Origin of the sequence: Gleimia hominis, from assembly GCF_032085515.1 — a bacterium.
Taxonomy (GTDB): Bacteria; Actinomycetota; Actinomycetes; order Actinomycetales; family Actinomycetaceae; genus Gleimia; species Gleimia hominis.
Genome location: NZ_JASXSX010000002.1, coordinates 1 through 12,902, shown reverse-complemented (window position 1 = coordinate 12,902; position 12,902 = coordinate 1). Strand labels below are relative to the sequence as shown.

At 57.5% G+C, this 12,902-nt stretch carries 8 protein-coding genes; 6 read left to right on the top strand and 2 right to left on the bottom strand.

What is annotated here, in order from left to right; genetic code table 11:
* Window positions 1–36: 36 nt before the first annotated feature.
* Window positions 37–1,500 (top strand): sensor histidine kinase, encoded by a 1,464-nt coding sequence (locus QS713_RS06895; protein WP_313273843.1) that lies wholly within the window; start codon window positions 37–39, stop codon window positions 1,498–1,500.
* A 145-nt stretch (window positions 1,501–1,645) separates the two neighbouring features.
* Here QS713_RS06895 and ligA read toward each other — a convergent pair whose 3' ends face one another.
* Window positions 1,646–3,973: an NAD-dependent DNA ligase LigA gene (gene ligA / locus QS713_RS06890; protein ID WP_313273841.1), complete on the bottom strand. Its 2,328-nt coding sequence runs from the start codon at window positions 3,971–3,973 to the stop codon at window positions 1,646–1,648.
* 252 nt (window positions 3,974–4,225) lie between these two features.
* Here ligA and QS713_RS06885 point away from each other — a divergent pair, with 252 nt between their 5' ends.
* Complete coding sequence (locus QS713_RS06885; protein WP_313273838.1) at window positions 4,226–7,075, top strand: FtsK/SpoIIIE domain-containing protein; 2,850 nt, start codon at window positions 4,226–4,228, stop codon at window positions 7,073–7,075.
* Between the two features lie 184 nt (window positions 7,076–7,259).
* A complete protein-coding gene (locus QS713_RS06880) occupies window positions 7,260–7,508 on the top strand; it encodes a WhiB family transcriptional regulator (protein WP_102217088.1) in 249 nt (82 codons plus the stop codon).
* Between the two features lie 108 nt (window positions 7,509–7,616).
* On the opposite strand, the gene QS713_RS06875 is transcribed toward QS713_RS06880, so the two are convergent.
* Window positions 7,617–8,921 carry a phospholipase D-like domain-containing protein gene (locus QS713_RS06875; protein ID WP_313273835.1) on the bottom strand — a complete coding sequence of 435 codons (1,305 nt, stop codon included), beginning with the start codon at window positions 8,919–8,921 and terminating at the stop codon, window positions 7,617–7,619.
* Between the two features lie 141 nt (window positions 8,922–9,062).
* On the opposite strand from QS713_RS06875, the gene gatC reads away from it, so the two are divergent.
* The 3 genes from gatC to gatB are packed head-to-tail and all read left to right on the top strand — an operon-like array spanning window position 9,063 to window position 12,352.
* Window positions 9,063–9,359, top strand: a complete 297-nt coding sequence (gene gatC, locus QS713_RS06870) for an Asp-tRNA(Asn)/Glu-tRNA(Gln) amidotransferase subunit GatC (RefSeq protein ID WP_313273832.1) — start codon at window positions 9,063–9,065, stop codon at window positions 9,357–9,359.
* A 3-nt stretch (window positions 9,360–9,362) separates the two neighbouring features.
* Entirely contained in the window at window positions 9,363–10,847 is a 1,485-nt protein-coding gene (gene gatA, locus QS713_RS06865) for an Asp-tRNA(Asn)/Glu-tRNA(Gln) amidotransferase subunit GatA (RefSeq protein WP_313273830.1), read from the top strand.
* Between the two features lie 14 nt (window positions 10,848–10,861).
* Window positions 10,862–12,352 carry an Asp-tRNA(Asn)/Glu-tRNA(Gln) amidotransferase subunit GatB gene (gene gatB, locus QS713_RS06860; RefSeq protein WP_313273828.1) on the top strand — a complete coding sequence of 497 codons (1,491 nt, stop codon included), beginning with the start codon at window positions 10,862–10,864 and terminating at the stop codon, window positions 12,350–12,352.
* Window positions 12,353–12,902: the final 550 nt, after the last annotated feature.

Below are 12,902 nucleotides of genomic sequence, written 5' to 3'. Positions count from 1 at the left end.
TATCCCCACCGCACGCGGGTAGGTAGAGTTATAGCCATGCAGAGCCTTACTGAACTCGCCAAGGGCCCGCTGGGCGATAGCTTGACCCATGAGGACCTCGACTGGCTACACCTGATTCTAGCCGACTGGCAAATGCTGTCGGACCTGGCGGCCGCGGACCTCGTCATGTGGTTACCAACGCGCGATGGCCGTTTCCAAGCGGTGGCACACGCGCGCCCCTCAACGGCGTCGACGGTGCATATGGATGATGTGGTGGGGCTTTACGTGCAACCGACGCGGGAGGCTTGGCTGCGGCAGGCCATGGAAGCGCAGCAGGTGCTTCATTCCGCTGCTCCCACGTGGTTGGGTACGTATGCGCGCACCGAGTTCGTGGTTCCCGTGGTGCGTAAGGGCCGGTCGATCGCAGTTATAACCCGCGAATCAAACCTGTCTTCGCTCGGCTTTCTGGTTGGTGCGGAAACGTGGACTGTGGAGGCCGCGGACACGCTGTGCGACATGATCGCCACCAGTGAGTATCCCTACGATGCGACGCCCACATCTGTCACACACGGGCAGCCGCGCGTGATGGATGGGGCGATCCTGATTGACGCGGAAGGGGTAGTTAAACAACTCACCCCTAACGCGGTGTCTTGCCTGCGCCGGTTAGGTTTGCAAGAGGACCCGATCGGACGGTCCCTCATTGAAGACGTGACGAATATTGTCAAGGAAGACCAGCAGATAGACGAAACCCTCGCGGTTGTGGTGATGGGGAAAGCCAGTTGGCGCAGTGAACTGTCTCACGGGCGTTCAACCATAACGATCCGCGCGGTTCCGTTAATTGAGGACGGCGTGCGGATTGGTGCGGTGCTGCTCACCCGGGATGTGTCGGAGATGCGACGGCGTGAGCTGGAGCTGATGACTAAGGACGCCACTATTCGCGAGATTCACCACCGGGTTAAGAACAACTTGCAGACGGTGTCGGCACTGATCCGGCTGCAGGCACGCCGATCGGATAACCAGGAAGTGCGGGAGGCGTTGACGGAAGCGGAGCGGCGGGTCAGTGCGATCGCTACCGTACACGCAGCACTGTCGCAGAACGTGGATGAGCACGTGGATTTCGATGAGGTTGCGAAAGAAGTGCTGCGGCTCGCCTCGGTTGTAGCTACCCACCACCATGAGGTGTCGGTGGATATTCGCGGTAGTTTCGGTGAGGTAGATGCTGACGCTGCGCAAGCCTTAGCGACGGTGCTGACGGAACTGGTCACTAACTCAGTTGAACACGGGTACGTGGACGGCGGTGGGGTAGTGGTTGTGGAAGCACACCGTTCGGGCCGCAAGCTAGAAGTCACCGTTACCGATGATGGGGTTGGGATTGATGAGGGCAGGGCCCGGTCGGGGCTCGGCACACAGATTGTCGCCACGGTCGTAGCTGGGGAACTGTCGGGCTCTATCGAGTGGGAGCGGCGCAGCCACACGCACGGCACTCGCGTTCGGATCCACGCGCTCCTAGAAGACAAGTGAGCGCGGCATTCGGGTTCCGGTGCTTGGCGCACCTAGAGTTTTCTTTAAAGTAGACGGATGGTGCTAAGAATTCCCGATTATGCAGGGAGTACCACAATCTGGCTGTGGGAAGTTTAGGCAATCCGGTTTAGGGACGTTTAGGCGGTTAGGCACCGGCGTCATACCCGTGTTCGAGGAGGTGCTCGAACTGGTCGGAAGCGAGCACGGGAACCCCTAGTTGCTCAGCCTTCGCCTGTTTTGAACCCGCGCCCGGCCCAGCGACCACGAGGGAAGTTTTTTTCGACACGGACGAAGCGGCTTTCGCGCCCCGCGCGACAATCGCTTCTTTCGCCCCCTGCCGGTCGTAGCCCGGGACTGTACCGGTCACAACGATCGTCAGCCCACTGAGGGTTTGCTCAACTTCGGGCCCGGATTCGTCTTCCATCCGCACGCCCGCGCGCGCCCACGCTCTCACGATCTCAACGTGCCAATCCACTGCGAACCAGTCGTGAATAGACTGGGCAATAACCGCCCCCACCCCGTCGATTTGGGCTAGCTCTTGCACGCTCGCGTCGCGTATCGCCGCCATGGTGCGGTAGTGTGCCGCCAGAGCCTGCGCAGCCGTGGGGCCCACGTGTCGGATCGACAGGGCAACCAGGACGCGCCACAGCGGCTGCGTCTTCGCGTTCTCCAACTCGTTCAGCATTGACCGCAAACTCTTGGACGGTTTCGGCTCCCCGCCCTTCGCGAAAGTGCCGTCTTTCTTAACCCTGCCTTTCGTCCAAAAAGTAGGAACCGCCTCCCAATGATCTACCGTCGGCTCCGCTCCCGCGCGCTCCCGTGCCATCGCGGGCATCCACGTGTACACGTGTTGTAACCGAGTTTCCGTGAGGTCAAATAGTTCCGCTGCAGATTTAAGCACCGGTTCTTGAGGGGGTGGCAGCAGGGATTGCGCTGCTTGCGCGTACTCCGAGGGGTGCAGCCCCTCAGTGTCTAACTGTTTAACCGACCCGTCGCGCAAGTGAACACTGAGGCCGCGGGTGAGTGCCTCAACAACCATGTCCCGCCCCGCTTCCGGCTGGGTTAAAGCAAGCGCGGATTCATCCCCCAACCCCTCAATGTCGAGCGCGGACCGGCCCCCGATATACGCAATGTGCTCCGTGATCTGGGCGGGGCACGATTCTTGATTCGGACACCGCAAGTCCACGTCCCCCTCTTTCGCGGGGGCTAGGGTGGTTCCACACGACGGGCACTGCGTCGGCATATGCCACGGCTTTTCCGTACCATCGCGCTCACTTTTAACGGGCCCGACAATCTCGGGAATCACATCGCCGGCCTTACGCACAATCACCAGGTCACCCACCAGCACTCCTTTGCGTGCCACCTCCTGCGCATTATGCAATGTAGCGCGAGAAACATGGGAGCCGGCCACCAGCACTTTTTCCATCAACCCAAACGGCGTCACCCGGCCCGTGCGACCAACCTGCACGTCAATGCTCAGTAACCTGGTTTGCACTTCAATCGGCGGGAACTTGTACGCCGCCGCCCACCGGGGGGCCCGCGACGTGGCCCCTAACTGCGCCTGGTCCGACCGCGAATCAATCTTGAACACCACCCCATCAATCTCGTGGGAAAGCTCGGTGCGATGCGCCGCAAAATACTCAATCGCCTCATCAACCTGCTCGTGAGTTTGCACCAGACGCGTATACGAAGACGTGGGAATACCCCACCCCGCCATCAGCTCATACCACTCGTGTTGACTATCGGGCAGGTCCGCCCCCTCAAAAACCCCAATCCCGTGCGCCACCATTGCAAGTGGTCGTTTCGCAGTTTCCTGAGGATCTTTCTGCCGCAGTGACCCAGCTGCCGCATTGCGTGGGTTCACAAACCTCTGCTTCCCCAATTTCTCGCGGCGCGTATTTAACTCCTCAAAATCGGAAAGAGGGAAGTACACTTCCCCGCGCACTTCAACCCGGTGGGGGATATTCGAACCGGTCAACTGGTGGGGCACGTTCGTAATCGTTGCTACGTTAGCGGTCACGTCCTCACCCACGCGCCCGTCCCCGCGCGTAGCTGCGCGCGTGTATACCCCATCTACGTAGAGTATGGAAACGGCGAGCCCATCGACCTTAACTTCAGCGGTCAACGTTGGGGCCACTTCCCCGAGGCTGCGCCGGCACCTATCTAACCACTGGTGGGTCTCTTCCACACTGAACACGTCATCGAGGCTGAGCATAGGAATGTCATGCTGAACGGGCGCGAACGCTTCGGACGCATACCCACCCACAGTTTGCGTTGGAGAATTGGCAGATACTAGCTGCGGATACTCCGCCTCAAGACTCGTGAGCTCTTGGAAGTACTCGTCGTAGCGCGCATCTGGCATAGTGGGGGCGTCCTGCTGGTAGTACTCCACCCGGGCCTGCTCGATCGTATCGACCAGTTCTTGCCAGCGTTCACGCGCCTGCTCAAAGGTATCTGCCACTTCTTCGCTCATAACAACTATTGTTCCCCATTCACCAACATTTATGAACTCCTAACTCTAGGTCGGTGCGCATCACGACGGCTGTGCAAAGACACTCGGTACGCGTAGGGCTAGCGAATCGTGTTTCGCGAAGCATGGCAAGCACACAATTTCGGAGTGTTTATCTAATCCGCTTGTGGACAAGCGCTATCCACAGCATTCTAGTAACCACAGGAAACTAGGCCGGGCAGGTATTTAGGCCTCCCAAAGCGGTGCAATAGGCCCATGCCAGAAGTTACGTATCTAACGTGCATTGACGGGCCAGACCGCGGCCTCGTGATACCGGTGCACGCCAACCAGGCACTGACGCTAGGCCGATCCGGAACTCCCATAACAGACCCGCAAGTGTCTCGCGAACACTGCGAAGTCTTAGTGCATTTAACCCGACGGCGAATGCACATGCAGGTTATCGACAAACAGTCAGTCAACGGTACCTATAGCGGCAAACCACTTCGATTCCTCCCCGGATTTGCCTACAACCGGTACTGGCTGCGCCGCCGCACACGCGCACACATAAAAACCGGAGGGGTAATTGGAATCGGCAAAAACCTTTTCCAATGGGAAGTGTCTGGCCTAGAAGTGTCAATCCCCGTGGTCGTTGACGCGCTGCAAGGCCCCAAGAGAGCGCGTTTCACCTGGCAGAAACTCTTCTACTTCCTCCCCCTGCTGAGCATCGGGTGGCTGCTGTGGCGCTTCATCTCCGCCTGGGGCGCAGCAGCGTTTATTGCCGCCATACTGCTCTCACTCCTCTACTGGTCCCTGGCTCGGCGCAGTCACATCTGGCACGTTCCCCTCCTAGCCACCCACCAAGCACTAGAGCTACAAGCATCTGAACACAGTGAGAATCCAAGCAATCTCAAGAACCAGCTCCCCCTGAACTTGAACATTGAACCGGAGTTCAAACGCCGCTACATTTTCACAATCTTGATGTGCCGCAGAAAACGCCCGCGCCGCAGAGACACTCACATCGCCTGGGGTGCGTCGATTTCTGTGTTGGGCGAGAAAATGGAAGCGTGGCAGTTGTGGATTGCCCACCAAATTTTACTGCAAGCCAGGCACCGTGGACTGTGGGACTGCACCGTGACCCACGCGGAACTACAGGAACGCGGAAGCAAGTGCCTCATCGTAAAATCCGGTGCGCAAACACTCGCACGAATAGGGAAAATGCCAAACGCACGCGTGGTTCTAAAACTTGCTGGTCCGCCGCCCATAACCACCGCGAATACGGCGCTCAAACAATCTGCTCGTGAACAGACGCTGCCACCTCGTCTGCAGGTATCAGAGCTTCCCGCTATCAAGGCTGAACCGGGGTCACTGGCAGTTCCGATTGGTGCGGGCATCGACACGCTAGACATCGTGCGCGACGGCCCCCACGCACTGGTAGCTGGCACTACTGGTTCTGGAAAATCTGAGGCACTGCGAACCTGGATCATGCAAATGGCACGGTATTACCCACCAGAACAGTTCCAACTCGTCCTATTCGACTACAAGGGCGGGGCCACCTTCAGCAAACTCGCACAGCTACCACACTGCGTCGGGCTCGTCACCGACCTCACCCCACGCCTGGCGATCCGCGCGATCCAAAGCCTGGACTACGAGATTCGGCAAAGAGAAATCCAACTGTCCGAACGCGGGTACGCCGACCTCTCAGAATGGGAAAGAGCCGGTTCCGCACCCGCCCGAATCCTCCTGGTCATCGATGAGTTCCACGCCGTGGTGCGCACCCACCCAGAAGTAATGGACAGCCTGGTCGACATGGCTGCGCGCGGCAGGTCCCTGGGAATCCACCTGATCGCCGGTACCCAAAGCCCCGGCGGCGTAATCACCGCACAAATGCGCGCGAATCTGACGCTACGCATCTGCCTACGAACCGCTCAAGTGTCACAGTCCCTCGACATCCTCGGGGTCGACGACGCAGCAAAACTCCCGCGCATTCCCGGACGCGCCATAATCGACACCGGGCAATTAAAAACAATCCAATGGGCGTACTGCGATGTTGCCCCCACCAGCGTTTCGACACCCCGCACCCACGCCGGCGCCGCACTGTGGAAACCACCCCTCCCCGCGGTAGTGAGCGAACAATTTGTAAAACAAACACTGAGCCTCACGCCCGCAGATGCCGCGGTACCGTTCGCGCTCGCGGACAACCCGCAAGTGCGGGCCTACACGCCGTTGAAGCTGCCCAAGGCGCCCGTAGCGATAGTTGCCGAACCCGACTCAAAGAATGCGGCCATCGCGCACATCAACCAGTACCTCCAGGTTCATGCCAGTGAACGCGCCGTGCTGCGCGTAGACAAAAGTGAAGACTTAGAAGCCACGCTCTACCAGCTAGAACGAGCCTGGGGTACCGACCGCCCCATAATCATCCCAGACCTGTCCACACTCATTGAAGCCATGGACGACGAATGGGGGCACGGCAGTGGGAAAAGTATTTGGAAGCGGTGGGCAAAACGAAACAGTGGCATAACCATCGTCGGCCTTGACCCGAGTGATCTGCTGACCACCAGAGAATTACAGTACGTACTGGCCTCAATCACCCCAACCCAAGCGCAACTCGCGGGGTTGGATCGCTACCAAGTGCAGATGTGTGAGGCGCTCAGTGGGGAACAAGACGCCAAAGCAGGCGTCTCACTCATGACCTTGCGCTGGAGGCATATACGAACGGTTAGTGTTGCATTAACCCAAGTGTCACCATCCGTTAAAACACTGCAAGCAGCTGAAAAACCCGAAGAAAGAACTCCGTCACTAACTGTCGATGCGCTCTTGGAAACGGCAGAAAACACGACTATAGATAGCCTCATAATCTTGGGGTATACCTCGGAAGCAGTGGAGGAAACCGCTCGGGAAGCAACCGGGGAACTGCAAGTTGAACTGCATAAATACACAGGGCTAGAACTGGGCATGCAAAGTGAGGGAATTGCACGAAAAATGGGGCGTGCACTCACCATAGTGGGGGAAGTTGAAGGTGCGGCAATGCGGGCGCTTCGGCCTCCGCTTTACGCCCGGACCCACGCTCATAATCCCCAGCGCGTGTGGGTCGTTTGCGAACAAAATTGGCTGCGATATTGGACGTAAAATAATAGTGAGTCCCAGGTGAATAATCAACGTGAGGATTTGCACATTAAAAGACATGTGATACAAGCTCAAAACCCTTGCGTCATAAGAGAAGTTCAGTAAAACTTGAGGCGTCGCAAGAAATCAATGATCAGATCGGGACGCGCACGTCTCGATCGTTTTTATTTTGGAGGAGCCATAAACAATGGACTGGCGTACACGTGCCGCTTGCCTGAGCGTTGACCCGGAGCTGTTTTTCCCCATCGGCAATACCGGTCCCGCCATCGCGCAAACAGCTGAAGCAAAAGCTGTGTGTGCAACCTGTGAGGTCAAAGAAATCTGCCTCAAATGGGCGGTCGACAACAACCAGGACGCAGGCGTCTGGGGTGGGATGAGCGAGGACGAACGCCGCACCCTCAAACGCCGCAAAGCACGTGCCCGTCGAGTAGTCTAAGCCCCGCGGTTTAACGCACGGTTAACAAACCCCAAGCGCCTGCAAACTCAGATCGGAGCCGGCAACTGCAACCAGCCGGGGAGCTCACAGCGTAACAAGCCGGGGAGCTCACATGAGGGGCGCAAGCGGTTTCAAAATCTTCTCAGCGACTCGTCGTAAGACGGGTCGCTGAGCCCATCTAGCGGCAGTTAAACGCTTCGAGTTGGTCAAGTCATTATCAAAAATGTCTTGCAACACCTTCGCGTAGTCGGTGGAGTGGAACTGCATATTGATCTCAAAGTTCCCGAACATAGATAGGCGATCAATATTCGCGGTTCCCACAGTGGACCAGTGGCCATCAACGGTAGCTGTTTTCGCGTGGATCATAGTGTGCTTGTACTGGTAGATCTCCACGCCCTCGGCTAATAGTTCGTCAAAGAACGCCGACGATACCCAGTCGGCAACCACGTGGTTCGAATGCTCCGGCACAAGTATGCGCACTTTCACGCCCCGCCGAGCTGCGTTTATGAGGGCGCGGAGAATCTCACCGTCTGGAATAAAATACGCGGAGGTCAGTAACGCCTTTTCACTAGCGCGGTCTAACGCGTCAATGTAAAGCCCCCGCACGGGGTAAAGCATGTGGGAGGGGAGGTTCAACGCAGCGAAGATGCTGGGGTTCCACCGCCGGGCCCCGCGATCTTGCAGGGTGGGTTGATTGCGCTTTTTAAACAGGTTCCAAAAGTCCACGAACCCGTTATCTAACTCCCACACTGCTGGCCCGGCAATACGTACGTGCGTGTCCCGCCACGCGTCCGCGTAGAGTTTACCGATGTTATACCCGCCGACGAAACCGATGTGACCGTCAACTACGAGTAGTTTTCGGTGGTCGCGCCCGGTTTTTCGCAGGTTCAAAACCAGCAGTCCGGTGCGGATCTCAGGGACGCGAACTACGTGCAGATTCGGGTGCTTCGGAAAGATTTTGAACCGCGGATCCACCACGAGGTTACCGAACCCGTCGTAAATGACGTACACCTGCACCCCGCGGTCTGCCGCTGCGATGAGCGCATCTTTAAAACGTTGTCCCACCCGGTCGGATTTCCACAGGAAGGTTTCGAAAAAGACGTATTTTTCGGCCGTGTTAATCGCGTTGAGCATGTCGCTATATAGGGAGCGCGCTTCCGTGTACGTAGTGATCGTATTGTCGGCAATGCGCGTGTCAATGGGGTCCAGGGCTGGGAAGCTGCGCGGGCTGGTGCGGCGTTTACGAACCTCGTCAACTATCAGTAGGGATGCGATCAGCGTGGCTTGGACGCCCAGCGCCGACAATCCTACGTATTTTGCCACGCGTAGGGCGCGTTCGGGTTTTGGCAGTCGAGTCAGTTTTGGCAGTCTAGTGAGGACTTTCCCCACTTTGGAACGGAGTCGGCGGTTCATACGTCTACTCTAGCGTTGTTGCCAAGGGGGAATGAATCCGACAAGCGCAGTGCTCAGCGGGTCCACTTTGACCGGTCAGTTACCCATGCGCGTTTCTGGTCAGTTACCCGCGCGTGTTTGTGAGCTTCTATACTGGAGGACATGTCGACTATTTCTTCAAAAGAGGTGGCTCGCGTTGCTGCGCTAGCCCATATTGCTCTGACCGATGAAGAGATCGATCGTTTCGCTGGTGAACTCGATGTTGTAGCCGAGTCAGTGGCGAAGGTCTCGGAGGTTGCTAAAGATGATATTCCAGCTACATCTCACCCGATTGCGCTCGAGAATGTGTGGCGTGAGGACGAGGTTGAGCCAACTTTGGACCGTGAGGAAACGCTGAAGAGTGCGCCTGAACCTCAAGATGGTATGTTCCGGGTGCCGCAGATTCTAGGGGAGGAATAAGACGTGACGGATGTCCTTTTGAAAACTGCGACGCAGATGGCGCAGATGCTTCGCGATGGGGAAATCACGTCGGAAGAGTTGACGCAGGCGTGTTTGGATCGGATTGAACGTTTTGACGGGAAGATTCACGCGTTTTTGTTTGTTAATCGTGAGGGGGCGTTAGCCACCGCGCGCCAGGTCGATGCCGCCCGCGAACGCGGGGAGGAATTGCCGGCGTTTGCCGGGGTGCCGATCGCGTTGAAAGATAACATTGTTACGCGTGGCATGCCCACGACGTGTGCGTCGAAAATGTTGGAGGGGTGGATTCCTCCGTATGACGCCACGGTGGTGAAACGCGTTCAGGCGGCGATGATGCCGATCCTGGGGAAAACTAATATGGATGAGTTCGCGATGGGGTCCACGACCGCTACGTCCGCGTTTGGGCGTACCGGTAACCCGTGGGACCCGGAGCGGATTCCCGGTGGTTCCGGTGGTGGCAGTGCGGCCGCTGTGGCTGCGTACATGGCGCCGCTTGCGCTGGGGTCGGATACGGGTGGTTCGATCCGCCAGCCCGGTTCGGTAACCGGCACGGTGGGGGCTAAACCAACGTATGGGGCGGTTTCGCGCTACGGTCTGGTGGCGATGGCTTCTTCCTTGGATCAGATTGGGCCGGTCGCTCGGTCTGTGGCGGATGCCGCGGCGCTGCAAGACATTGTGGGTGGGCACGATCCACTAGATTCCACGTCGCTCAACGACATGCCCCAGTCGATGGCTGAAGCGGTCGCGAACCGGGGTGAGGATCTATCGGGTCTGCGCATCGGCGTGGTCAAGCAGATGACTGGCGAAGGATATGAACGTGGGGTTATCGACGCTTTCAACGCCGGAGTTGAAGCACTGAAAGCACGTGGCGCGCAGATTGTTGAAGTTGATTGCACGTCTTTCGAATACGCGTTAGCGGCGTATTACCTGATTATGCCCGCTGAAGCCTCGTCTAACTTAGCGCGTTTTGATGGCGTGCGTTTCGGGTTGCGGGTGTTGCCTGAGGACGGGCCGGTGACGGCGGAGCGGATGATGTCGGCAACGCGCGAGGCCGGGTTTGGCGATGAGGTGAAGCGGCGCATCATTTTGGGAACCCACGTGCTGTCGGCCGGTTACTTCGATGCGTACTACGGCAACGCGCAGAAGGTTCGCACCCTGGTGCAACGCGATTTCGCGGCTGCGTTCGAGAAAGTGGATGTGTTGGCTACTCCCACGTCGCCGACCACGGCGTTCCGCTTTGACGATAAACCACAGGACCTCATGTCTATGTACTTGAATGACATTGCGACGATACCCGCGAACCTTGCGGGTGTGCCGGGCGTGAGCGTCCCAGTTGGATTGTCAGATGGCCTGCCGGTTGGCTTGCAGGTGTTGGCGCCGGCGCGTAAAGACGAGCTCATGTACAAGGTGGCGTCGTTCGTTCAAGACTTTGCGGACGTGGAGCCACACAACCCAGCGGCGCAGTGGTGAGAGGAACTGTGGATATGACTAAGTTAATGAAGTACCAGGATGCGGTAAAACAGTTCGACCCGGTGCTCGGGCTGGAAGTACACGTGGAGCTGGGGACAAAAACGAAAATGTTCGACGCAGCCCCGAACGTGTTCGGGGGTGAGCCGAATACGAATATCACGGAAGTTTCGCTAGGGCTCCCCGGTTCCCTCCCCGTGGTGAACCACACAGCGGTGGAGTACGCAATCAAGATTGGCCTAGCGCTCAACTGCCAGATCGCGCAGCACTGCCGGTTTGCACGCAAGAACTACTTCTACCCCGACTTGGCGAAGGCCTACCAGACTTCGCAGTCCGACGAACCGATTGCGTTTGACGGCTATTTGGATGTTGAACTTGAGGATGGGGAAATCTTCCGAGTTCAGATTGAAAGAGCCCACATGGAGGAGGACGCGGGGAAGAACACGCACGTCGGTGGTGCTGACGGGCGGATTCAAGGCGCGGACTACTCGCTGGTGGATTACAACCGTGCGGGCGTACCACTTGTAGAGATTGTGACCCGACCTATTGAGGGAGCGGGGGAGCGCGCTCCGGAGGTGGCAGCGCGGTACGTGCAGACGCTGCGCGATATTTTCCGAGCCCTGGACGTGTCTGAGGCACGGATGGAGCGGGGGAACGTTCGCGCGGACGTCAACGTGTCCTTACGTGAGTCGCCGGATGCTCCGCTGGGCACCCGGACGGAAACGAAGAATGTGAACTCTTTCCGCGCCATCGAGAAAGCGGTTCGTTACGAAATTTCGCGGCAGGCCGCGCGCCTTTCTAGTGGTGAGCGGGTGATCCAAGAGACCCGGCATTATCACGCTGAAGATGGCACTACGTCTGCTGGGCGTGAGAAGTCAGATGCGGAGGATTACCGTTACTTCCCAGAGCCGGACTTGGTTCCGGTAGCGCCCCCGAGGCAGTGGGTGGAGCAGTTGCGTGAGGGGCTACCTGAACTACCTGCAGTGCGTCGGCGTCGACTGCGTGAAGAATGGGGCTTTACTGAAATGGAAATGCGCGACGTGGTATCTGCAGATGCAGTAGACCTCATTGAGGAAACCGTAGCGGAAGGGACCACGCCGGCTGCTGCCCGCAAGTGGTGGATGGGATCACTTTCGCGCACCGCGAAAGAGGCGGACGTGGAACTGTCAGAGCTTGCCGTTACCCCGAAGCAACTCGCGCAGCTACAAGCCTTGGTTGATGACGGTTCTTTGAACGACAAACTCGCGCGGCAGGCACTTGAAGGGGTTCTGGCTGGGGAAGGTTCCCCCGCGGAAGTAGTGCAAAAGCGTGGCTTGAAAGTCGTTTCGGACGACGGTGCTTTAATTGAAGCGGTTGAACAAGCCATGGACGCTAACCCGGATGTGGTGGAAAAGATCCGGGGCGGAAAGATGGCTGCCGTGGGCGCGTTGATTGGACCGGTCATGAAGGCTACGCGTGGCCAGGCAGATGCTGGGCGCGTGCGTGAACTGATTATGGAACGGATCTAGTCGACGAGTCGGAACACCTAAGGTCGGGGTGCGAGCAATACCTAGTTCGCACCCCGATTTCGTGTAATCTTCATGCAGTCGCAAGGACTATGCTGCTGTTAAGGTAACCGGGCGTAACCCGTGTGTTTGCAGCGAATCACCACGGTATGCACGCAGTGGAAACAGGGTGTGGTGCTTGTCACCGCAAAGAAATTTGTGTTAAAAGTAGAACCTGAGTAATGTTGTTTCTCGCCGCCGGTTGCAGCGCTGAAGAAATCGGAACTGCGAAGGTGGAAGTCACTGCGATAGCAAACAGATGTCACAACGCTCACAACGAGCGAAGTTGACTGAAAGAAACTGAGTTGCTAGAGTAAGTGGCCGGGTCGTTCGGAAATGGCTAAAACATTTCCTTTAACGGCTCTTCCTCAGATATTTTTTGAGGATTCTTACCTGCGCTGATGCTCCAAACTATTAAGCTTGGACCGCATTGTGTGTGGTGGGGTTGTTTGTGAACTTGATAGTGTGTTTTCTTGGCTTTTTTTGCTTTTTGTTTTTGTTTTTTCTTTTGTTT